Annotated in this window: 20 protein-coding genes; 10 read left to right on the top strand and 10 right to left on the bottom strand. The window is 56.5% G+C overall.

What is annotated here, in order from left to right:
• Positions 1-149: 149 nt before the first annotated feature.
• The gene (locus AC2FI7_RS17295) at positions 150-758 is read left to right on the top strand and encodes a CHAP domain-containing protein (protein WP_010442145.1); all 609 of its coding nucleotides are present in this window, start codon (positions 150-152) and stop codon (positions 756-758) included.
• 366 nt (positions 759-1,124) lie between these two features.
• Positions 1,125-1,457, top strand: a complete 333-nt coding sequence (locus tag AC2FI7_RS17290) for a Rieske (2Fe-2S) protein (protein WP_496833523.1) — start codon at positions 1,125-1,127, stop codon at positions 1,455-1,457.
• 13 nt (positions 1,458-1,470) lie between these two features.
• Here the strand turns inward: AC2FI7_RS17290 and ispG are convergent, their stop codons facing one another.
• The 3 genes from ispG to hemA form a co-directional block, all read right to left on the bottom strand.
• Complete coding sequence (ispG, locus tag AC2FI7_RS17285; protein WP_010442143.1) at positions 1,471-2,592, bottom strand: flavodoxin-dependent (E)-4-hydroxy-3-methylbut-2-enyl-diphosphate synthase; 1,122 nt, start codon at positions 2,590-2,592, stop codon at positions 1,471-1,473.
• Positions 2,593-2,662: 70 nt separating this feature from the next.
• Complete coding sequence (locus tag AC2FI7_RS17280) at positions 2,663-3,877, bottom strand: helix-turn-helix domain-containing protein (protein WP_010442142.1); 1,215 nt, start codon at positions 3,875-3,877, stop codon at positions 2,663-2,665.
• Between the two features lie 130 nt (positions 3,878-4,007).
• Positions 4,008-5,231 carry a 5-aminolevulinate synthase gene (hemA, locus tag AC2FI7_RS17275; RefSeq protein ID WP_010442141.1) on the bottom strand — a complete coding sequence of 408 codons (1,224 nt, stop codon included), beginning with the start codon at positions 5,229-5,231 and terminating at the stop codon, positions 4,008-4,010.
• Between the two features lie 302 nt (positions 5,232-5,533).
• On the opposite strand from hemA, the gene AC2FI7_RS17270 reads away from it, so the two are divergent.
• Complete coding sequence (locus AC2FI7_RS17270) at positions 5,534-6,922, top strand: dipeptidase (RefSeq protein ID WP_010442140.1); 1,389 nt, start codon at positions 5,534-5,536, stop codon at positions 6,920-6,922.
• A gap of 136 nt (positions 6,923-7,058) precedes the next feature.
• Here the strand turns inward: AC2FI7_RS17270 and lpdA are convergent, their stop codons facing one another.
• Positions 7,059-8,453 (bottom strand): dihydrolipoyl dehydrogenase, encoded by a 1,395-nt coding sequence (lpdA, locus tag AC2FI7_RS17265; RefSeq protein ID WP_010442139.1) that lies wholly within the window; start codon positions 8,451-8,453, stop codon positions 7,059-7,061.
• A gap of 213 nt (positions 8,454-8,666) precedes the next feature.
• On the opposite strand from lpdA, the gene AC2FI7_RS17260 reads away from it, so the two are divergent.
• Positions 8,667-9,098, top strand: a complete 432-nt coding sequence (locus tag AC2FI7_RS17260; RefSeq protein WP_010442138.1) for a hypothetical protein — start codon at positions 8,667-8,669, stop codon at positions 9,096-9,098.
• Here AC2FI7_RS17260 and AC2FI7_RS17255 read toward each other — a convergent pair.
• From AC2FI7_RS17255 to AC2FI7_RS17240, 4 genes are all read right to left on the bottom strand, one after another.
• Entirely contained in the window at positions 9,095-9,673 is a 579-nt protein-coding gene (locus tag AC2FI7_RS17255; RefSeq protein WP_010442137.1) for a DUF924 family protein, read from the bottom strand. The genes AC2FI7_RS17260 and AC2FI7_RS17255 overlap by 4 nt on opposite strands.
• A 92-nt stretch (positions 9,674-9,765) precedes the next feature.
• The gene (locus tag AC2FI7_RS17250) at positions 9,766-11,052 is read right to left on the bottom strand and encodes an MFS transporter (protein WP_010442136.1); all 1,287 of its coding nucleotides are present in this window, start codon (positions 11,050-11,052) and stop codon (positions 9,766-9,768) included.
• Positions 11,053-11,157: 105 nt separating this feature from the next.
• Positions 11,158-12,204 carry a tRNA preQ1(34) S-adenosylmethionine ribosyltransferase-isomerase QueA gene (gene queA, locus AC2FI7_RS17245; RefSeq protein WP_010442135.1) on the bottom strand — a complete coding sequence of 349 codons (1,047 nt, stop codon included), beginning with the start codon at positions 12,202-12,204 and terminating at the stop codon, positions 11,158-11,160.
• Positions 12,205-12,248: 44 nt separating this feature from the next.
• Positions 12,249-15,635: a YhdP family protein gene (locus tag AC2FI7_RS17240; protein ID WP_496816319.1), complete on the bottom strand. Its 3,387-nt coding sequence runs from the start codon at positions 15,633-15,635 to the stop codon at positions 12,249-12,251.
• 68 nt (positions 15,636-15,703) lie between these two features.
• On the opposite strand from AC2FI7_RS17240, the gene AC2FI7_RS17235 reads away from it, so the two are divergent.
• From AC2FI7_RS17235 to aqpZ, 6 genes are all read left to right on the top strand, one after another.
• Positions 15,704-16,165 (top strand): peroxiredoxin, encoded by a 462-nt coding sequence (locus tag AC2FI7_RS17235; protein ID WP_010442133.1) that lies wholly within the window; start codon positions 15,704-15,706, stop codon positions 16,163-16,165.
• 85 nt (positions 16,166-16,250) lie between these two features.
• On the top strand, positions 16,251-17,069 hold the full coding sequence (locus AC2FI7_RS17230; RefSeq protein WP_037321475.1) for a ferritin-like domain-containing protein: 819 nt from the start codon (positions 16,251-16,253) through the stop codon (positions 17,067-17,069).
• Positions 17,070-17,247: 178 nt separating this feature from the next.
• Positions 17,248-18,573, top strand: coding sequence for a M23 family metallopeptidase (locus tag AC2FI7_RS17225; RefSeq protein WP_010442131.1), 1,326 nt, complete (start codon positions 17,248-17,250; stop codon positions 18,571-18,573).
• A complete protein-coding gene (locus AC2FI7_RS17220; RefSeq protein WP_010442130.1) occupies positions 18,563-19,063 on the top strand; it encodes a bactofilin family protein in 501 nt (166 codons plus the stop codon). The genes AC2FI7_RS17225 and AC2FI7_RS17220 overlap by 11 nt, the downstream gene beginning before the upstream one ends.
• A 121-nt stretch (positions 19,064-19,184) precedes the next feature.
• Positions 19,185-19,964, top strand: a complete 780-nt coding sequence (locus tag AC2FI7_RS17215) for a HalD/BesD family halogenase (protein WP_010442129.1) — start codon at positions 19,185-19,187, stop codon at positions 19,962-19,964.
• 106 nt (positions 19,965-20,070) lie between these two features.
• Positions 20,071-20,760 (top strand): aquaporin Z, encoded by a 690-nt coding sequence (gene aqpZ / locus AC2FI7_RS17210; RefSeq protein ID WP_010442128.1) that lies wholly within the window; start codon positions 20,071-20,073, stop codon positions 20,758-20,760.
• A 51-nt stretch (positions 20,761-20,811) separates the two neighbouring features.
• Here the strand turns inward: aqpZ and AC2FI7_RS17205 are convergent, their stop codons facing one another.
• Positions 20,812-21,360, bottom strand: coding sequence for a peptidylprolyl isomerase (locus AC2FI7_RS17205; protein WP_496816316.1), 549 nt, complete (start codon positions 21,358-21,360; stop codon positions 20,812-20,814).
• Positions 21,353-21,859: a peptidylprolyl isomerase gene (locus AC2FI7_RS17200; RefSeq protein WP_170396522.1), complete on the bottom strand. Its 507-nt coding sequence runs from the start codon at positions 21,857-21,859 to the stop codon at positions 21,353-21,355. The genes AC2FI7_RS17205 and AC2FI7_RS17200 overlap by 8 nt, the downstream gene beginning before the upstream one ends.
• Between the last annotated feature and the right edge of the window lie 121 nt (positions 21,860-21,980).

Raw genomic sequence — 21,980 nt, 5'->3', positions numbered from 1 at the left:
TATTGAGCCTTTTGTGAGACTTCTCTTCAAACCTATCAATTGAATTGAAGCGATTGAGTGGGCTTTCCTGAGCATGCATTGGACCACCTTGGAACTAGGGAACCAGCAAAATTTTGCCGGGACCTTTTTGGGCTCTTTTCACAAGCTGCATGATCACCTTAAAACTCTGTAACCACTCAAACCGGCATCAAAGATTCTTGCAAATCAGCAACCGCAAAACAAATACGATTTGGCCGCGCCTGCCAGTCACCGCCCGCGCTGTGATTGCGATGGGCCTTATCGGTTTTGTCTCGGCCTGCACTCAGAATCCAAACGATAGTGATCTTGATCCGGAACGTCAGGCAATGGCGCTTCAAGAGGTTTCGAAAAAGCATGCCCGCGGGCAAAGAGTGTGGTGCGTACCCTACGCCCGAAACCTCAGCGGCATCCAGATCCGCGGTAATGCCAAGGACTGGTGGGGCAAGGCGGGCAATATCTTTGACCGGGGCAATGAGCCAGAGGTTGGTGCTGTGATGTCGTTTCGTGCAACCCGCGGAATGCCTCTGGGTCATGTCGCCGTCGTCTCCGATATCGTCACCAACCGAGAGGTCATCATCAACCATGCAAACTGGCACCGCAACAAAGTGTCGTTGAAAATGGGCGTCATGGACGTATCCAAAAACAATGATTGGACGCTGGTGCGGGTGGAAACCAATCCGGGTCGGTACGGCAGTTCATACCCGGTGAACGGTTTCATATATCCGAAGTTTGCAGAGTAACCCTCTTCGCTATTCCCTCCAGAGACGGATGGATAGATTAATATGCACTTCCCAGTGGAAAGGCGTTTCGATTAGCGTTCAATCAAAGCATGATTTACTAAACTGGTTTTGCTCAAGTCTGTTGTGATGAAAAAAGGCGTTATTCTTTATTATTTGACGGGAGGTTGGGCGCTGTTGACAGTTGCAATTGGCGCGCACTTTCTGATGTCCAGCATGGAACCAACGGCTGACGTAAAATCCAGCTATCGGGCCAGACTGCACACAATTCCGATAGTAAGCTGGGCACCCGGTGAAATAAAACGCCTGGTTATTCGTGGAAAGCCCGCGGTCATTTGGCGCCGTAGCCCTACGGAAATGGCTACAGCGATGTCGCAGGCCGACGCGTCCATCCCTTTGAAGGGTTGGGCTGAGGTGCTGAACGACGGATCGCTTGCGAATGCGTTGGGTCCCGAGGAATTTGCCCGCGTGGAATGGTTGATCGTCAGCCCCATAAGCCCTGCAGGTTTGGGATGTATCGTTCTGGCACAGGCTGGTGACTATCACGGTTTCTTCGATCCGTGCCGCGGAGTGCATTTTGATATGTGGGGCCGCCCACAAAAAGGCCCGAGTCACGAGAGGCTGATTACGCAACAGGCATACTTGACCGAAGATCAGCAGGCCCTGGTCCTTGATACCTCTCAATTTCCGCTGCCAAAGTAAACGCAAAAAGGCTCTACGCCGCCGCCTCGGCTGCAGCGTCCAACTCTGCCGCCTTCTTTTCGACCTGTTCCACGATGTGATCGATCATCTGATCGTTTGACATCTTGTGGCTGGCTTTTCCCGCCAAATAGACCATGCCAGACCCTGCCCCGCCGCCGGTAAAGCCGACATCGGTCATTAAAGCTTCGCCCGGCCCATTCACCACGCAGCCAATTATCGACAGACTCATTGGAGTCTTGATGTGTTCCAGTCGATGTTCTAACGCCTCAACCGTTTTGATCACATCAAAGCCCTGACGCGCGCAGGAAGGGCATGAGATGATGTTCACGCCGCGATGGCGTAGGCCCAAAGATTTCAGGATCTCAAAGCCCACCTTCACCTCCTCCACCGGATCGGCGGACAGACTGACCCGGATCGTGTCGCCAATGCCCATCCACAGCAGATTGCCCAGGCCGATGGCAGACTTTATTGTACCCGATACCAGCCCGCCAGCCTCGGTGATGCCCAGGTGAATCGGCGCGTCCGTGGCCTCGGCGATACCCTGATAGGCGGCGGCCGATAGAAAGACGTCACTGGCCTTCACACTGATCTTGAAATTGTGAAAGTCGTTGTCTTCGAGGATACGGATGTGTTCCAGCCCACTTTCAACCATCGCCTCGGGGCATGGTTCGGCATATTTCTCAAGCAGGTGTTTTTCCAGACTGCCCGCATTCACCCCGATCCGGATCGAGCAATTGTGGTCGCGCGCGGCCTTGATGACCTCTTTCACCCGCTTTTCATCGCCGATGTTGCCGGGATTGATCCGCAAACAAGCGGCACCCGCCTCGGCGGCTTCGATACCACGTTTGTAGTGAAAGTGAATGTCAGCCACGATTGGAACTGGGCTTTCGCGCACGATTTCTTTCAGCGCTTTGGCCGAGGCCTCGTCCGGGACCGACACCCGAACAATATCCGCGCCAGCCTCTGCTGCCGCCTGAACCTGCGCGACTGTTGCTGCCACATCTGTCGTCAGCGTGTTGGTCATGGTTTGCACAGCAATCGGCGCATCTCCACCAACTGGCACATTGCCCACCATGATCTGGCGAGATTTGCGGCGATAGATGTCGCGCCAGGGACGTACGTGATTAAGGGACATGAGGGAGGGTCCAGATCAGCCTGAGTTGACCCTTAGATAGTTCGCCAACCCAAGGGGAGCAATGACTAGATCACTCAGCAGGCGCTTCTGCTGGCTTAGTCTGTAATTCCGCCACCAGTTGCTTGAGCGCGCTGTTCTGTTCGGCTTCAAGATCCGCAACTGCGAATTTTTCGGAAACTGCATCTTTCGAGAGCACAACGCCCTTGGTCACCGTGCCGGGTGCGCCAACCGGACCGAAATGTTCACCATTCATCGAGAAATATACAGATCCCGATGCGCCAGCTCGCAATAGCGGAGCCTCTTCGGTCAGGGGCACTTCGAACGTGCTGCCTTGTTCGACGGTACCCAGTGTACCCTCGAAAATGACACTGCCATCAGCGGCCGTTACGCGCATCCACGATGGGTTAACGGCTACGATCTTCAGCGTCGTATCCAGTTGCTCAACCACCTGCGGTAACGCCGGACGCTCGACTGTATGAACTTCAGTCACCTGAATCTGCGGTGGCTCAGGAGCGCGGAAAGTGCCGACTGTACGCGGATCAAGCGTTGAAATCGGGGCATCGCGGGCAACCAGCACCGGTACATCCAGCGCTTGCGGGCGATACAAACGATCCAGCGCTTCGGTGCTTGGTACGTCGACGCTGGCCAATTCGGCCTCATCCGACCGCGCCTGCGCAGCGTCCAACGGATCAAGATCGGTCAGGACAACCGGTGCTTGCTCGACCGGGCTGACCTGTACCTGCTGAATTCGGTTCAGAACCGACCAGCCGCCATAGCCAATACCGCCAATCACAGCCAAAAGCACAAGTGTCGAGCCGATGGCCCGCGGTTCGATTTGGCTGACCACGGATTCGCGACCGGGAATATAGGGTGTGTTGGGCGAGACGAAGGGATCACGCCCCATCGAACCGCGGGCAGGCAAACCACCCTGGGCTTTCTTGACCACCGATGCCTCGGCCGACATGCCGTGCGCAACTTCGAATCCGCTCTCCTGACAGAAGCTTGTGAATGTCTCATCGGGGTTCATCCCCAGATAGCGGGCATAGGAACGCACATACCCAGCGATGAAGCCAGGCGTGTCAAAAGCATCGGGATCAGCATTTTCGATGGCGGCTATGTAGTTGGCTTTGATCCGAAGTTCGCGCTGCACATCCAGAAGAGATTTGCCCATCGTCGCGCGTTCACCGCGCATAACATCGCCAAGTCGTACCTCATAGTCGTCAAAGCCCTTTGGCCTGACGTCCATGTCTTCTTCGGAATCGCGCTGTGATCTGCGCCCAATCATTCCTGCTGCCCCATCTTTGCCTGTCGCGTGTTGCACGCTAGCGGCGAATCGCCCCTACAACGATTCGTCTAATTCTTTTGTTAGCGTAAGCGTAACACGCAGCAAACTCGTTGCACACTTTAGTGTGACATTACCCGGCAAGTTCGGCGCGATTTAGCGCACAATGTGACCAAAGTTCGTCCATCGCCTGCACCAGACGGTTCATTTCGTCAGGCCCATGCACCGGAGAGGGGGTAAAGCGCAGGCGTTCGGTGCCGCGCGGAACGGTCGGGAAATTGATTGGCTGAACGTAGATTCCATAGTCATCCAGCAACCGGTCGCTGAGGATCTTCGTATGCACGGGATTACCGACGATCACCGGCACGATATGACTGCCATGATCTATCAGCGGCAAGCCCAGCCCTTTGAGCCGCAGCTTAAGAATGCTGGCCTGGGTTTGGTGCTGCTCACGCAATTCCGGTGCGCGCTTGAGATAGGCAACTGAAGCCGCCGCACCTGCAGCGACCGCAGGTGGCAGGGACGTGGTGAAAATAAAACCGGGCGCGTAAGAGCGGATGGCATCACACATCTTCTCGCTTGCGGCAATGTAGCCCCCCATGACGCCATAGGCCTTGGCCAGCGTTCCATTGATGATGTCGATGCGATCAGCAAGGCGATCCCGCTCAGTCACACCACCACCACGGGGGCCGTACATACCGACTGCGTGAACTTCATCGATATAGGTCAAAGCTCCGAATTCATCAGCCAGATCGCAAATCTGTTCAATCGGACCAAAATCACCATCCATCGAGTAAACCGATTCAAAGGCGATCAGCTTGGGGGCTGCCGGGTCATCGGCCTCGAGCAATTCGCGCAGATGTGCGACATCATTGTGACGGAATATACGCTTGGCCCCACCATTACGGCGCACGCCTTCGATCATTGAGGCGTGGTTCAGCTCGTCTGAATAGATGATCAGGCCAGGAAATAGCTTGGGCAACGTGCTCAGGGTCGCATCATTTGCAATGTAAGCGCTGGTGAACAATAGCGCAGCTTCCTTGCCATGCAGATCGGCCAACTCAGCTTCGAGACGTTTATGATAGACCGTCGTCCCTGATATATTGCGTGTTCCGCCTGAACCCGCACCGGTCGCATCTACCGCCTCATGCATCGCGTCCAGCACCACGGGATTTTGCCCCATGCCCAGATAATCGTTGCCGCACCACACGGTGATGTTCTGCTGTGATCCGTCCGGGCAAGTCCGCACGGCGTGCGGGAATTGACCCTTACGGCGTTCGATATCAATAAAGGTCCGATAACGTCCTTCGTCATGCAGCCTGGCAATCGCAGTATCGAGCTGAGCAGTATAGTCCAACGGACCCTCCTTGGATGCCCGGGTTTATCATAACCCCGGGCGATATTTTTTGCCACATCACGGACGGACCGAAAATATGGCTTCGCGTTCCCCTGTCCGACCTGCCTACAGCCGAACCGTTGAACCCAACTTTGATTTGCATCAAATACCTACTAAGCGGCTATCCGACAAGTAAAGTTACGGCAACCAGACGCGAGGAAACGACGCAGGTAGATTCACCGTTTCTTAAGGCAAAACGGGCTGGACGGCCCCGTTTGCGCTGCTAGGCTCTGCGCCAAATCCAGACCTTTCAGGAGAGACCCATGTCGCTTGACGCTGTACTGAGCCGGATCGATACCGATCTGACAACCTCTATCGATCGCCTGATGGAGTTCCTGCGAATCCCCTCTATTTCCACTGATCCAGCGTTCAAGGAGAACGTCGACAAAGCCGCAGACTGGTTGGTCGATGATTTGAAAAGCATCGGCATCAACGCTGAAAAGCGAGAAACCCCGGGCCATCCTATGGTTGTTGGTCATGTCGGTGAAGGCAGCGAAGGCCCTCATGTTCTGTTCTATGGCCATTATGACGTACAACCGGTTGACCCGCTGGAACTGTGGAACCGCGAACCCTTCGATCCTGCATTGGAAGACACCGCACATGGTCAAGTGATCCGCGGTCGTGGGTCTTCCGATGACAAGGGTCAGTTGATGACCTTTGTAGAAGCTTGCCGCGCCTGGAAAGCGGTTCACGGCTCCCTGCCCTGCCGCATCACCTTTTTCTTTGAGGGCGAGGAAGAATCCGGATCGCCATCTCTGGTTCCGTTTCTCGAAGCAAATAAAGCCGAGCTTCAGGCTGATCTGGCTCTGGTCTGTGACACCTCGATGGTCTCGCGAGGTGTCCCGTCAATCGCGTCGCAACTGCGCGGCATGCTCAAGGATGAATTCACCATCATCGGCCCCCGCATCGACCTGCATTCAGGCCATTATGGCGGACCCGGTCTGAACCCGCTGCGAGAGCTATCGCGCATCGTTGCCTCATTCTACGACGAAGACACCGGTCGCGTGGCGGTCGACGGCTTCTACGAAGGCGTGCACGAAGTCCCAGCCGAGCAACTGCGCCAATGGCAGAATTGTGGTTTCGACGAAGCGGAATACCTGAACTCTGTTGGCTACTCCGAACCACACGGCGAAAAGGGGTATTCGACGCTCGAACAACAATGGGCGCGGCCGACGCTGGAAGTGAACGGCTTGTGGGGAGGCTACAACGGCGCTGGCTCCAAAACCGTGATCCCGTCCGAGGCGCATTGCAAGATTACCTGCCGTCTGGTTGGCGATATGGATCCGGATGCGTTGCGCAATCGAATCCGCAAACATGTCGAAGATCGCTTGTCATCGGATGCCAAAGTAGTATGGGATAACGACCTTGAGGGCTCGCCCGCCTCGGTCATGAACCTCAATCGCCCCGAATTCGAAGCCGCGCGCGGCGCGCTTTCGGATGAATGGGACCGCGAGGCCGTCTTCACTGGCATGGGCGGCTCGATCCCTGTCGTTGGTTATTTCAATTCGGTGTTGGGCTTGGATTCCATGCTGGTCGGCTATGCTAATGACGACGACGCCATTCACTCACCGAATGAAAAATACGACGTCAAGAGTTTCCACAAGGGCATCCGCTCGTGGGCGCGCATTCTGGACGCTTTGACCAGGAAATAAGCATGGTGTTTTGCGAGGCTCTGCCTCGTACTCTGGGATATTTCCAGCCAGATGAAGTGCGGATACCCTGCTTCATCTGGCGATAAATATCCCGGGAGAGTCGCGGCGTACCGCGACGGGGGCAGAGCCCCCTTCCTTACATGTGGATCACGCGCCCATAGGCATCTAGCACGCTTTCATGCATCATTTCTGACAGCGTCGGGTGCGGGAAGACAGTGTTCATCAGATCTTCCTCGGTGGTCTCCAACTGGCGGCCCACCACATAGCCCTGGATCAGCTCGGTCACTTCAGCACCAATCATGTGCGCGCCCAGCAGTTCACCAGTTTTGGCATCAAACACGGTTTTAATCAGCCCTTCAGGCTCACCCAGTGCGATGGCTTTGCCGTTGCCAATGAACGGGAACCGGCCGACCTTGATGTCATACCCCAACTCTTTGGCCTTGGCTTCGCTGTATCCGACCGAGGCGACTTGAGGCTGACAATAGGTACAGCCAGCGATGCTTTCGGGTTTGACCGGATGTGCGTGCTTACCAGCAATAAGCTCAGCGACCATAACGCCTTCGTGGCTCGCCTTGTGCGCAAGCCACGGCGCGCCAGCGATATCGCCAATCGCATAAAGTCCTTCAACCCCGGTACGGCAGAATTCATCCGTCACAACATGGGTGCGATCAATCTTTACGCCCAGAGCCTCAAGCCCGAGGTTCTCAACATTGCCGACAATACCAACCGCCGAAATCACGGTGTCAAAGTCGTGCTTCTCGACCTTACCTTTCACCTCGATATGCGCGGTGACTTTACCCTTGGCGCGGTCCAGTTGTTTGACCATCGCTTTTTCCATGATGGTCATGCCTTGCTTGGTGAAGGCCTTTTTGGCAAACGCGCTGATCTCAGCATCTTCGACCGGCAGAACGCGATCCATGACTTCGACAACAGTCGTGTCTGCTCCCAGCGTGTTATAGAAACTGGCGAATTCGATTCCGATCGCGCCCGAACCGATAACGAGCAATTTCTTGGGCATTCGCGGCGGCTGCAGCGCGTGTTTGTAGGTCCAGACCAGATCGCCATCAGCCTCGAGCCCCGGCAGTTCACGCGCACGGGCGCCGGTGGCCAAAACGATGTTCTTCGCTGTCAGCTCTTCGGTGCCTTTGTCAGTTTTCACGCTGACCTTGCCTTTGGCCGGAATGGTCGCCTCTCCCATCACAACGGCGACTTTGTTCTTTTTCAGCAGGTGACCGATGCCGCCGGAAAGCTGAGCCGCGACCCCGCGCGAGCGTTTGACTACGGCGTCCAGATCGTAACCGACCTTCTCAGCTTTCAGGCCAAAATCCTTGGCACGCTCCATCAGATGGAACACTTCCGATGACCGCAACAGCGCCTTTGTTGGGATACAGCCCCAGTTCAGGCAGATGCCGCCCAAATGCTCGCGTTCAACGACAGCGGTCTTAAGGCCCAATTGTGCCGCGCGAATAGCGGCCACATAGCCACCGGGGCCAGCCCCGATTACGATCAGATCATAGGATTGTGCAGCCATGTTTCCCTCTCGGCACAGATCGGTTCAAAAACTAGTTTACCGTTAAACTATTTTTTCCAACGCATCAACATAACTTCCCGCGACATATGTGACGCAGGGTAATTTCGCCATTATCAAGCTGAATTCAGCCTATACCCGTGCCGCCGCAAAGGCTAGAACGGAGACTTCGGAACCATTTGTTTTTGATATCCACCATATTTCGAAAGGCGAAACATGGCCAAAATCCTCAAGGACTTATTACTGGCATTTTTGAACGCGACATTGATATTGCTGGCCTTATGCCTCTTCCTGGGGTGGAAACTTTTGCAATCCGCAGACCAAATTCGGACCGGATTTGCTGAGAACTTGCAAGCAGTGGCGCCATTGCGCGAACAGGCGCAAGGCATTCGAGTAGAGCTGACAGAGCTGCGCAGCGATCTTGCCTCATTTGGCCAGAGAGCCCAGCTTGATGAAACCATGCGCCAACAGCTGAGCGCCGCCCTGCAACGCTTGAACAGTTTGGAGGGGAAACTTGAAAATACGCAATCTCGCTTGGCGAACCTTGTCGAACGTCCGGAAGACCTGATCAACTATGCGATCACGACTTCTGCAGACAACATCACCAACCGGATATTGATCATCAAGGGTTGCGAGCCCGCGACCTAGGTCGCGGCCTGCAATTCACGCACTGTTGATCCGTAGCCACCATTGCTCACATATGCGGCTTCGTGATCAGTAGTTGCCCTTTCCAGCGCATCGTTTCGGTATGGGAAACGACCGAATTTTCGGATCACCTCGCGATGCGCGCGCGCATGCAGCAGATTACTGTCGCCACTTTCGGGCATCCGCTCAAGCATCATGCGTACACAGCGCTCCTGATCGCACAAATTTTCCGAGTGCATCATTGGCAGATAGAAGAACTGCCGCGCGGGTTCATCGATCTTTAGATCCCAGCCCTTGTCGACCGCGCACTTTGCTGCTGCCAGTGCCGCCCTATCGGATGCAAAGGCTTGCTTGCTCCCCCGGAACATATTGCGAGGCAACTGATCCAAAAGGATAATATAAGCCAGCGCCCCACTGGGATAGGTCAGCCAGAGCGAAAACTTGCCTTCACACGCGGCTTTCCAGGTTGAAAGAAATTTGTCTCGGATCCGCGCATCCAGCGCTTCATCCTGTAGGTACCACCCCTCGGGGCCGACCTCATCTAACCAAAAACTCAATACTTCTTCAGGACCTGCCATTGCCCTAGACTCCGTAATTGTCCTCCCCAGGACGTAACGTCATTAAAATCACTTTTACAGATTTGTGACAGTAACATATTGCAACACTAAAGTCACAATTCCGGCGCACGGGTGGGTTCTTGTGCATCTTGCTCATCTTGCGCTGCTTCAATAGCAACCTCTTGGGCGACTTCCAGCGCAACAGGTGACGAAGTTGGGTAGATCGGAGCAATCGCGCCCGTCTCATCCACCGGTGTGTAGACTCGCTGGGTCATCCGATAGGCGGCGTAGGCGGCCATGGCAAACATCAGCGTAGCGATAAACAGAAAGAAACCCTTTGGCCCGACAACGCCTGTGCCCATCAGCCAGCCGGTAATAATCGGCCCGGCGATTGCCCCGAGGCCATTGATGAATACCAGCCCGCCCGAGGCCGCCGACATATCATCATACTCCAGATAATCGTTGGTATAAGCTATCAGCAGGGAATAGAGCGGGCTTGTCATGCCGCCAATAAAGAAGGCCGCAACAAGAAGCATCGTGAATGTTACACCCAGCACCATGCCAATAACAGCACCGACCCCACCTACTGCCGAGACCAATATGATCAATACGCGACGATCCATCCGGTCGGACATCCAGCCCAGTGGAAACTGAAGCAATACCGCTCCAATATAGAACACCGCTACGAAGATCGAAATTTCAACCAGACTCAGACCTACTTGCGCACCATAGACGGCGCTCATTCCGAATTGGGCCGAGAAAATCCCGCCCAATAAGAACATGCCAACGCAGCCCAGCGGTGATGTTTCCATCAACTGGCGCAGGGTCATCGGCTTGGTGGTGTCAAACGCAGGTGTAGGAGAGATCGACAACAAAATGGGTGCAAACGAGATCGAAACCAGAATTGATGCTATGACAAACGTTTCATACCCGGCGGGGTCACCAACCAGCAGCAGGGCCTGAGCGCTGACAACGCCAGCCATCTGTACGATCATATAAAGCGAAAGGGCCTGTCCTCGGTTCTCGTTGTTTGCGGCGTTGTTCAGCCAGCTCTCAGCGGTCACATACACACCCGAGAAACAGAATCCGATCACGACCCGGCCCAGCGACCAGGCAATGGGATCGGCCAGCATCGGATACATGATCATGACCGCCGAGATAAACGAAGCTAGAGCCGCAAATACGCGTACATGACCGACGCGACGGATCATTTCGGGCGCCAAACGCGAACCGCCGAGAAATCCAACAAAATAGGCGGACATTACAAATGACATCTCGAGGGTCGAAAACCCCTCAATCTCGCCACGCACGCCCAGCAGAGTGCCCTGTAGGCCGTTGCCGACCATCAGCAATCCCATACCCAGAAGAAGCGCCCAAGCGCTGGAAAGAACCTGAAGCATTCTGCCAATCCAAATTGCTGATTAGTTTTGTTCGCTTTGCGATCAAATACTATCCGCGTCGCGCCTGTCTACGACATTGTTGCGGCGCGGATGAAACAGATGCGACTAGGGGATCAAAAGAGATGCGTCGCCGTAGGAGAAAAAGCGATATTCATCCGCGATCGCGTGATCATAAATTGACTTGACTCGATCCTGTCCCATCAACGCGGAAACCAACATTAACAGTGTGGATTTCGGCAGATGAAAGTTAGTCATCAGCGCATCAGTGACGTGAAACTGAAATCCGGGGTAAATGAATATGTCGGTCTCACCTTCCCACGGCTCGATCTGCCCTGAACGTGCAGCACTTTCGATCAGACGTAAGGCCGTCGTGCCCACAGGAATAATCCGCCCACCCGCTGCTTTGGTCGCGGCGATATCGGCTGCGGCCTGCGCACTGACACGGCCCCATTCAGCATGCATTTTGTGGGTCGCCACGTCCTCGACCTTAACTGGCAGAAATGTGCCCGCGCCCACATGCAAAGTCACATGGGTAAACTCGACACCACGTGCTGACAGCGCCTGCAGCAACGCATCGTCAAAATGCAGCGACGCTGTCGGGGCTGCAACAGCACCAGAGTTCCGCGCCCATACAGTTTGATAATCGGTCTTATCCTGTTCGTCCGCCGCACGTTTCGCCGCAATATAAGGCGGCAATGGCATCGCGCCAGCCTGCTCCAAGGCTTGGTCGAAATCCTCTCCGGTCAGGTTGAAACGCAGAAAGGCCTGGCCATCGGCGACCCGATCCAGGATCGCACTTAGGTCATCTGAAAACACGATTTCTTCGCCGGGTTTGACCTTCTTTAGCGGTTTGATCAGTGCAGCCCAGCAGCCGTCGGATTGCGGGTCCAGCAGCGTCGCTTCGATCGCTGCGGACACAGGCCCCTGTGCGCTGCTGCGATGGCGGTGGCCGTTCAGGCGTGCCGGGATGACACGCGTGTCGTTCAAAACCAGTCGGTCCCCAGGGAGCAATATGTCCGGTAGTTCGTGGACACGCTGATCCCGAATGGTATCCTGCTGCGCAAGTAGCAGGCGTGCCGATGAGCGCGGGCTGGCAGGCCGCGTCGCAATCAAGTGTTCGGGCAGATGGAAATCAAAATCGCTGAGTTTCATGGCCGCGCCATACATCGGCCCAATAGATTCGGCCACCGCTCAGATCAACGGTCCTCACCGCGTGATTGCACAGCCGGATGGGATTGGTCCGATCGGTCAGGCGTTGCATTTGGGCCATCCGAGACAGTCGGCGCGGGCTCGCGCAACAAGTTTCGCAGGAACAACGGGGCCAGCCCGGACAGCGGATTGACAGAAACCTTTGGATCGCTCAGTGGGCCGGTCAGGGTATAATTGAAGGCGAAAATCCCCTCGCCCTTCTTCGACAGAACACTGCCAATCGCATTAACCAGATAAATTGGCGAGATCGCGCCGCGCAGGTTCAGCATTTGAGTCACCGTATCAATGGTGCCCTCGAATGACAGTCCCATAGATGGCCCTACGGCGCTGCCAGTTAAAACCTTCACTTCGGTTGGGGTGATGCGCATTTTGCTATCGATGGCTGCAAAGAATATGCCCTGCCCCGCCATCTCGTCCAACAACCCCACCAGACTGATCGCGTTCAACAAGGCCGCCATCGCCGGAGCGTCGGTGATCCGTGTATTCTTGATTTTTAGGTCAACGTCGTAGTTTCCGGGCTCGGCAATCGGGTCGAGTTGCAATTGCATGGACCCGCCACGCGCCTGCGTCAGAACACCAGCCGAACGCAGAACCGCACCCGCATCTTCGGAAGTCAGCCCAACCGCCGTTCGATTATCGCGCGGCGTCACCTGGCCTTTGATCCGCGCGCCACCGTTGACCTGAGCTGCGAATCCACCCGTCAACCCGCCTGTGGTTTGAAACGAGCCGGTTAACCCGGTCAATGCCACCGTTTCGGTTACCTGTAACCGGTCCAATGTGACGTCGAGTTTCGGCCCGGGTCCAGCTGCGCCTCCTCCGCTGCTACCCCCTTCACCCAAGGTCGATTTACCCAAATTAAGCACGCCGCCCAACACGCGGATGTCCGGTAACGCCGCCCCTCGCCCGATCAGTTCCGCAGGAACAGCCAACCAGTTGCCCAATTCAAATGAGCTGAAACGCACACGGTCAAACCCACCATCTCTGAAAGAGATCGTGGCTGATGTTCGCAGCCCCGCTGCCTCGATACGCAGCTCATCGACGTTGAGTTGCGCACCTAGCGTTGCTTCGGCTGCTAAGGTGCCGCTGCTGTTTGCCCCTTTCCTCCACCCCAACTCGGGGATGGCCAGAGCCACCCCCACCAGGTCTGAGTTTGCGTTCAGAAGTGGCGGTTCACCTGCGCCGATACCCAGTGAAAAGTCAGCCAACCCCTGTCCGGTTAGCATCCCTTTGGGTAAACCGGCATTTATCTGTTCCATCAGGCGTGGAGAGACCTCAATTTGCCCTTTCAGCTCACTACGTTGCGCGGTGTCGCCGCCGATGGGCTGTCGCCAGGTGGCCTGAACTGGTACGACGCCAAACAGGCCCTCGCCCGAAATGGCGACCTGCGTTTGATCCCCTGTCAGATCGAGCTGGTCGGCACTGACTTCAAACCCCGGCACCAGCCTATCACTGTCCAGATCGACCAGTTCCCCCAGAAAATGGAATCGTGTGTCTTCAAGCTTCAAGCCCTTGATCATGGGCAACGACAACGTACCCGAAAGACTGACCTGACCTTCTGCCAGCTCAATGGGAAGATTGGCCTTGGTCAATAATTGCAGCGGTGGCCGATCCAACAAAGACAGGGCAGCCGTCACACTACCCTTGGCCTGCACGCGGGCGATCCCGGGCGTGGATTTCTTGATACGGGTGTCTGGAATGATAAACGAGGTGCCCGAAGCATCAACCGCCCCGCCCTCGTCCGCGATTACGATCCCCTTCTGCGCCGAGACCGTAAACCGTCCGTTCAGCAGGCTGGCCTGCCCTTGTGCATCCTGAATGGGCGGAAGCGTCTTGGCGAACCGGACCTTGGTTTCTTCGAACTCAAAATCGGCGAAGATGTCGGGTTTTTCTCCGGGCCGCAGACGCAGAGCGAAATCCAGATCAGACATTTCGCCCTGATACAGGTTTTCAGTGACCCAGAGACGTGGTTTCGGCGCAAGACGTTCTGGCCAGTATTTCAACAATTGATCAGAGCTCATCTGGTCGATCTGCGCGTCAATCTCGGCAACCCAACCTTCGGACAGACCGGCCAATGACCCGCTCAGGCGCGCGCGGTGGGCACCATCTTCGATTGTCATCTGACCCAACTGCAGCCGGAACGGGGCCAGTTTCATCTGAAAGTCCACATCGGCCCGTGCCAGATTCAATGGTTCAGGGAACAAATTGACCGGATTGATCTCAATCCCGCTCAGGCGGAACTGCCCTGACATGCTCTCCAAGCCGCCGGCTTTGACCCCTTTCAGGAAGGTCATTCCATCCGCCTGCACTGTTCCCCAAGCGGAATTGATCGAGACCTCATTAAAGTCCAGCGCCTGCAGCTTTGGATCGTATGTAAAATAGGTCCTCGCCGTTTCAAACTTGATCGGTGTTGTTTCTGGTGTCGGCTGCACCGCACCCGCACCGAGGTTCAGTGTGGCAAATACCGGACCCAGCGCGCCTTCGGGGTCCACGCTACCACGCAAAGCACCAGAGATAGGCGTGCGCAACACCTGCATCCATGCAAGAGCTGGGCTGTGTCCGCCAATATCTTCGGAAGGCAGATCGGTGATCGAAATGCCAAACTGTGCGGCAGGGCTGCCAAGCGAACTGGTATAATTGGCCTCGATCGTGCTTACGTAGTCCCGCCCGGCAAGTACCGAAAAGCTGGTGGCCAGTCGAACCTCGCCCGCGCTGCGGGTCGCCTGAATACGCCCACCATCCAGCACCCAGGACCGGCCCAGCCGCAGATCTTGATAGTCCAGCGTAATTGCATCCAGTTCAACCGAGGTCAGGGCTGACAAGACAGGCGCCTGGAACACCTCGTCCGAGGCTTCGATCAACTGCGCCAGATTCGGAGCTTGCCCGACCGGCGCACTGCCCGCACCCACGGTCAGAGAAAGGGCTCCGTCCACACGCCTTGTCAAATCGATCTGCGCGCCTTGCAGGATGATCCGCTTGGGCCGCACATGACCGCGCAGCAGCGGGCGCATAGAAAGGCTGGCCCGCAGGTCGGACACTTCGGCTATCTGACGACCGTCCGCGTCACTGATGCGGACATCGGTCAAACGCAATCGAGGACGCCAGCCTTCATGAATGATAAAGCTGACATCGCCGAACCGCACTTTGATGCCGCCCAGCGCCTGATCTAACCGAGTTTCAACCCGATCACGTAGCCAATCCGGCGCGTGCATGCGCTGCCCCACCACCATGAAGCCTGTGACCAGTGCCAGAAGAACAAGAATGAAGACACCGCGCAGTGTCCACAAGCCAGCAGTCCGTCGACGCGACCGACGTCGGGGCTTTTTAACCGAACCGGCGTCATCCTGCTGTACTTGCTGGACCAATTTACGTCCCACGCCTTTCAACCTGCCGTCCGCGCACTATGATAAGCGCCAGCCTTTAGTTTCCCAGCCGGAGTTTGAATATGCCCGAAGTCTCAGACATAGCACCCGACTTTACTCTGCCCCGCGATGGCGGCGGCGAGGTGTCCCTGTCGGAACAACGCGACCGTGCCGTCGTTCTATTTTTCTACCCCCGCGATGATACGCCGGGCTGCACTAAGGAATCCATCGGTTTCTCGGAACAACTGCAAGCCTTTGCGGATGCGGGCGCTAACGTTTTCGGCATCTCTCGCGATACCGTGGCAAAGCACGACAAATTCGTCGCAAAGCACGGCCTGACCACGCCACTTTTGTCCGATGAGGGTCAGACTGTGTGCGAGGATTATGGCGTTTGGGTCGAAAAGAACATGTATGGGCGGAAATCGATGGGCATTGAACGTTCAACCTTTCTGATCGATGCCGAGGGCAAAATTGCCCGTATCTGGCGCAAGGTGAAAGTGCCGGGTCATGTGGACGAAGTGCTTGAGGCTGCGCGCGCACTCTGACCCTCTCGACCCGCGCGGGCATCAAGGGTATGACCCGCGCGGACTGCAGCGTAAGGGGGCAAGCGTGTCAAAAACACTGACCGAAATGGCGACTGAGGTTTTGACCACATCGGTCGGACGCGAGAAAACCGCCCTGTCCAAACAATACGCCGCTGCCTGGTTTGCATCCCGGCAGGGCGACGCGCCCAAGATCGAAGTGGGCACCGCCGAGCCACCGATTTACCCTGCGCGGCCTGAAAAGCCCGAACTGTTGTCTCCTCGGGATGTGCCCCGCCGCCGGCCTGGGTCCGAGGCGGGCCGTATCGCGCTGTTACACGCCGTCGCGCATATAGAGTTGAACGCCGTGGACCTGCATTGGGACATCATTGCCCGATTTGGCCATGTGCCGATGCCCATCGGCTTCTATGACGATTGGGTGAAATGTGCCGAAGAAGAATCGCGCCATTTCGAGATGGTCTGCGACTGCCTCGAACAGATGGGCAGCCATTATGGTGCCCTGCCCGCCCATGCGGGAATGTGGCGCGCCGCCGAGGACACCGCCGAGGACCTGATGGGCCGCCTTGCCGTGGTCCCGATGGTTCTTGAAGCGCGCGGGCTAGATGTGACCCCTGGCATGATAGGCATCTTCCGCAAGGCCAACGCTGATGACGCCGTTGCCGCGCTTGAAGTAATCTATGCCGAGGAAGTTGGCCATGTTGCCTATGGCTCGAAATGGTTTCACTTCCTGTGCGGGCGCGAGAATGCGGATCCCAAGGATGTGTTTCACGCCCTTGTGCGCCGCTATTTCCACGGAGCGCTGAAACCACCCTTCAACGAAGAGAAGCGCGCCGAGGCCGGGCAGCCCCCTGATTTCTATTGGCCCCTGACTGAAGACTTGCCACCACCCGGAGTTGTATCAGACTGACAGCAAACGCCTGCTATCGGCAAATTCCCGCCGATCACGTGCGGTAAAACTCCGTTCATAGCGCTCGATTGGTTAACAAACTTGCCCGAATGCCCCGACCCCTTTATGCAATCGCGTCAAGGAGCGGCTACTCACTCACGACCGGCTCCGAGACATGGGGACAATTGAGGTAGGACGCGTGCGGACACGTCTGGCAATTAAACTACACTCACTGCTTGAGCGGCACTTTCCAGAGCGCCGGGTTTTTCTGAAATCTGACAATGATACACGGTTTATCCGGCTAAGTTCGGAGACCCAGATCGCCGCCGTCGCTGGTGTCGGGGTAATGGTCGCCTGGACCGCCATTGCCACGTCGATCCTGCTGATGGACAGTATTGGGTCTGGCAATTTCCGGGAACAAGCCAAGCGCGATCAAGCAACCTATCAAGAGCGCCTGAATATCCTGTCGGATGAACGCGATACGCGCGCTGCCGAGGCTCTGGCCGCCCATGACAGGTTCAACGCGGCGCTGGAACAGATTTCGGTCATGCAGTCCGAGTTACTGGAATCCGAGAACCGCCGCCGCGAGTTGGAGACCGGCATCGAGGTTATCCAGACCACACTGCGCGCCACGATGAAACAGCGTGAAGACGCCCGAATTGAATTGGCCGAACTGCAACAAAGCGCCGATGGAGATTCTGCGTATATGGCGGCATCGGCCAATCCCGCGCAAATGGCATTCATGACAGACGCTCTGGCTAGGACCGCTGCACAGCGCGACCAGATTGCGGCTGACGCACAAGGTGCGCTGCATCAGCGCGATGAGCTGGAACTTGAAATTCGTCTGATGCAGGAACGCAGCGACGAGATTTTCCGCCAGTTGGAAGAGGCCATGGTGATCTCGGTCGAACCCCTCGACAAGATGTTCCGCAACGCGGGCATGCCCACAGATCGTATCCTCGACGAGGTTCGTCGCGGATATAGCGGTATGGGCGGTCCGCTGACCCCTTTATCCCTTAGTACGCGCGGTGAGGAACTGACCCCCGACCAGATCCGCGCAAATATCCTGCTGGAACAGATGGACCAGCTGAACCTCTATCGCATCGCTGCCGAAAAGGCCCCCTTCGCCAGCCCGGTGCGTGCAGCGGTTCGTTTCACCAGCGGCTACGGTACGCGGCGCGATCCCAAGACCGGCGGTCGCCGCATGCATAATGGCGCTGATTTTGCCGGCCCCTCGGGCACCGATATCTTCGCGACCGCCGATGGTGTTGTCACTCATGCAGGCTGGCAATCGGGTTTCGGACGGCTGGTTAAGATCAAGCACGCCTTTGGGATTGAGACACTTTACGCTCATAACACCAAGGTACGCGTAAAGGTTGGTCAAAGGGTCTCGCGCGGGGATCATATTGCTGATATGGGTAGCACCGGACGGTCAACCGGCACACACCTGCACTACGAGGTCCGTGTGAACGGAAAACCTGTTAACCCAATGACTTACATCAAGGCTGCGAGAAATGTTTTCTAAGAGCAAAATCAACGAACCCGGATCGAAAGAGACTGAGGCAGCAAAACCAGCCGCACCGGCCACTCCGGCGGCTCCTGCACCGGCTGAAACCAAGGCAAGCACCCCGCCCAAGCCAAAGCCGCCCGCATCGGTCCTGTCCTCGGATCTTCACATCACCGGAAACCTGAAAACCTCGGGCGATATCCAGGTTGAAGGCACCGTAGAAGGTGACATCCGTGCCCATCTGCTGACCATCGGCGAGACTGCAACCATCAAGGGTGAAGTTACTGCCGATGACGTCGTCGTCAATGGCCGCATCGTGGGCCGCGTACGTGGCTTGAAGGTCCGCCTGACCTCGACCGCACGGGTCGAAGGTGACATCATCCACAAGACCATCGCCATCGAAAGCGGCGCGCATTTCGAAGGTTCGGTCCAGCGTCAGGACGACCCGCTGAACCCCGGTCGCGGCGGCAAGTCGGGTGCCAACCCTGCGGCAGAAGTCAAACAATAACGACAGGTCATTCTGTCCTGCTGAAACGCCGCGATCCTGATCGCGGCGTTTTTTTGTTTCTCGGTTACAGAATAAGCCCTACACCGGTTGGGAATATTGCACTCAACGGCCTGGAGGCTCAATGGAACTGGCAGATATTGTTGACCTCACCACATACCCGATCGAAGATGCGGAATTTTGCGCGAAACTCAGACAGTGCTATCAACGCGACGGTGTGCTGGAGATGCCGGGTTTTGTCAAAGAGGGCGCGATATCCTCGATTCGGGCCGAAGGTCTAGCCAAGCGGGAAAAGGTTTATGCGAAGACCGAAAAACATACGGTCTATCTCAGCCCGATGGACCCTGCCTACAATCCTGATCACCCGCGCAACAGGCTGGTTACATCCTCAAAAGGTTGCCTGACAGACGATCAAATTGCCGAATCCTCCGCCCTGCGGGCGCTATACGATTCCGATGTATTCCGCACCTTTCTGTGCGACGTGCTGGAAGAAGGCGCGCTGTATGAATATGCCGATCCGTTGTCGTCCATTAACCTGCATTTTGCCGAGCAAGGCCAAGAGTTGGGCTGGCACTTCGACAACTCTTCATTCGCGATCACTTTGATGGTGCAACCTCCGGAACACGGCGGGTCATTTGAGTACGTTCGTGATATGCGCGATGCAGATGCCGGTGAGATGAGCTTTGACGCGGTTGGTGACATCCTTGATGGCCGTACCCCAGTTAATCGGCTTGACGCCAGCGCTGGAACGCTGGTGTTCTTCCGCGGCCGGAATTCGATCCATCGGGTTGCACCAAACGAGGGTGAACAGACCCGTATTCTTGCCGTGCTCGCCTACAACACTGAACCCGGCATCTCATTATCGGAAAGCGCGCGCCAGACGTTCTACGGACGCACTGGATAGTTTCCACACGCTGTGAAGGAGCCTAAGAAATTCCCCGTAGACGTCAGTTTCACAAAACGCACTTTATGAATTATACTGAAAGCCATTGTTTTCTGGAGGACTTTTCATGTCATCGAAACTTATGGCTGAATTCTTTGGCACTTTTTGGCTAGTACTTGGTGGCTGCGGTAGCGCGGTTCTGGCTGCGGGTGTCGCCGATGTGGGTATCGGCTGGCTGGGCGTTTCCTTTGCCTTTGGCCTGACAGTGCTGACCATGGCCTACGCGGTCGGGCATATCTCGGGCGGGCACTTCAACCCGGCAGTCAGCCTTGGCCTAATGATAGGCGGGCGGTTCGACGCCAAAGATCTGATCCCCTATTGGATCGCTCAGGTGATCGGAGCAATCGCCGCAGCAGCGGTCCTCTATCTTATCGTCAGCGGAGCCCCGGGTTTTGAGGGGGTCGGAGGGTTTGCCTCGAACGGGTATGGCGAGGCCTCGCCCGAAGGGTATTCGATGATGTCAGCCCTCGTGATCGAAATCGTCATGACGGCCTTCTTCATCGTGATCATTCTGGGGGCAACGTCCAGCGGTGCTCCGGCAGGATTCGCGCCGATTGCCATCGGGTTGGGGCTGACGCTGATCCACCTGATCTCGATACCAGTGACGAACACATCAGTGAACCCTGCCCGGTCAACTGGCGTGGCGCTGTTTGCCGATGGTCCGGCATTGGCGCAGCTGTGGCTGTTCTGGGTGGCACCTTTGATCGGCGGCGCGATTGGCGCGCTGATCTGGCGGGCGATGTCGGCCGACGATTGACCCAGCCGCATCAAGGACCCCCGGCCAGCAAAAGCGCGCCGGGGTTTACTTTTATTCGGTCACAGTGACCTTTTTCATCGCATCGGGCTGACCGATAACAGCACCGTTCGGACCATCGCCGCGCTTGATCGCATCAACCACGTCCATCCCGTCGGTGACCTGACCCACAACGGTGTATTGGCCGTTCAGGAACGGACCGGGCTCGAACATGATGAAGAACTGCGAGTTTGCGCTGTTGGGATCCTGTGCCCGTGCCATGCCGACAACGCCCCGGTCAAAATTGTAGTCCGAGAATTCAGCAGGCAGGTCTGGGCGATTCGAGCCACCTGTTCCGGCGCGACGCATGTCCGCGCCAACGCGGCCATGTTGCACATCACCGGTCTGAGCCATGAAACCATCAATCACGCGGTGAAACACAACGCCATCATACTGACCACCAGCGGCCAGAGCGGTAATCTGCTCGACATGCTTGGGCGCAAGGTCTTCGAAGAGGTCGACCGTAACGGTGCCATTCGCCCTCTCGCCTTCGATTTCGATCTCAAGGCCTGTCGCCAGCGCAGGGCTGGCCAACACGACGAATGCAGCAGCCAGCTTATGCATCGGCGGCCACCTTCACGCTGATCATCCGGTCAGGGCTCGCAGGCGGCTCACCACGCACAATCGCGTCCACATGCTCCATCCCATCGATGACGCGGCCATAAACGGTGTACTGACCGTTCAGGAAATGGTTGTCCTTGAAGTTGATGAAAAATTGCGAGTTTGCCGAATCCGGGTTGGCCGAGCGTGCCGCACCCAACGTGCCGCGATCATGGGGCAATTTCGAGAATTCTGCCGGAACGTTCGGCAGCGACGACCCACCGGTGCCCGCCATACGAATGTTGAACCCGTCTTCCATGTCGCCATGCTGCACGTCGCCGGTTTGCGCCATGAACCCATCGATCACACGGTGGAAGGCGACGTTGTCATATTCACCACCACGCGCCAGCTCTTTCATGCGGGCCGAGTGCTGAGGGGCCACGTCGGGTAGCAGTTCGATAACGACATTGCCGTCTTTCAGCTCGATGATGATCGTGTTTTCGGGGTCTTTGATCTCGGCCATCTGGCCCTCCTGTCTTTGAAACTTGCGCAAATACCTATGACGCAGACGCGCGAATGCCAAGTGACGCATTGACCTGAAGGCAAAATGCAGGAAAAGAACCGCCTGAAACTGGATGTAATGG

The sequence above is a fragment of the Ruegeria sp. YTSA064 genome (genome assembly GCF_059610325.1).
Note: the sequence above shows the minus strand (reverse complement) of the source record. Positions and strands in the feature narration are given on the sequence as shown.

What these genes read in the sequence shown, in the direction of transcription:
- AC2FI7_RS17295 (WP_010442145.1), top strand. Translation starts at nt 150, where the DNA reads ATGATCACCTTAAAACTCTGTAACCACTCAAACCGGCATCAAAGATTC.
- AC2FI7_RS17290 (WP_496833523.1), top strand. Translation starts at nt 1,125, where the DNA reads ATGTCGCAGGCCGACGCGTCCATCCCTTTGAAGGGTTGGGCTGAGGTG.
- ispG (WP_010442143.1), bottom strand. Translation starts at nt 2,592, where the DNA reads ATGTCCCTTAATCACGTACGTCCCTGGCGCGACATCTATCGCCGCAAA.
- AC2FI7_RS17280 (WP_010442142.1), bottom strand. Translation starts at nt 3,877, where the DNA reads ATGATTGGGCGCAGATCACAGCGCGATTCCGAAGAAGACATGGACGTC.
- AC2FI7_RS17270 (WP_010442140.1), top strand. Translation starts at nt 5,534, where the DNA reads ATGTCGCTTGACGCTGTACTGAGCCGGATCGATACCGATCTGACAACC.
- lpdA (WP_010442139.1), bottom strand. Translation starts at nt 8,453, where the DNA reads ATGGCTGCACAATCCTATGATCTGATCGTAATCGGGGCTGGCCCCGGT.
- AC2FI7_RS17260 (WP_010442138.1), top strand. Translation starts at nt 8,667, where the DNA reads ATGGCCAAAATCCTCAAGGACTTATTACTGGCATTTTTGAACGCGACA.
- AC2FI7_RS17255 (WP_010442137.1), bottom strand. Translation starts at nt 9,673, where the DNA reads ATGGCAGGTCCTGAAGAAGTATTGAGTTTTTGGTTAGATGAGGTCGGC.
- AC2FI7_RS17250 (WP_010442136.1), bottom strand. Translation starts at nt 11,052, where the DNA reads ATGCTTCAGGTTCTTTCCAGCGCTTGGGCGCTTCTTCTGGGTATGGGA.
- queA (WP_010442135.1), bottom strand. Translation starts at nt 12,204, where the DNA reads ATGAAACTCAGCGATTTTGATTTCCATCTGCCCGAACACTTGATTGCG.
- AC2FI7_RS17235 (WP_010442133.1), top strand. Translation starts at nt 15,704, where the DNA reads ATGCCCGAAGTCTCAGACATAGCACCCGACTTTACTCTGCCCCGCGAT.
- AC2FI7_RS17230 (WP_037321475.1), top strand. Translation starts at nt 16,251, where the DNA reads ATGGCGACTGAGGTTTTGACCACATCGGTCGGACGCGAGAAAACCGCC.
- AC2FI7_RS17220 (WP_010442130.1), top strand. Translation starts at nt 18,563, where the DNA reads ATGTTTTCTAAGAGCAAAATCAACGAACCCGGATCGAAAGAGACTGAG.
- AC2FI7_RS17215 (WP_010442129.1), top strand. Translation starts at nt 19,185, where the DNA reads ATGGAACTGGCAGATATTGTTGACCTCACCACATACCCGATCGAAGAT.
- aqpZ (WP_010442128.1), top strand. Translation starts at nt 20,071, where the DNA reads ATGTCATCGAAACTTATGGCTGAATTCTTTGGCACTTTTTGGCTAGTA.
- AC2FI7_RS17205 (WP_496816316.1), bottom strand. Translation starts at nt 21,360, where the DNA reads ATGCATAAGCTGGCTGCTGCATTCGTCGTGTTGGCCAGCCCTGCGCTG.
- AC2FI7_RS17200 (WP_170396522.1), bottom strand. Translation starts at nt 21,859, where the DNA reads ATGGCCGAGATCAAAGACCCCGAAAACACGATCATCATCGAGCTGAAA.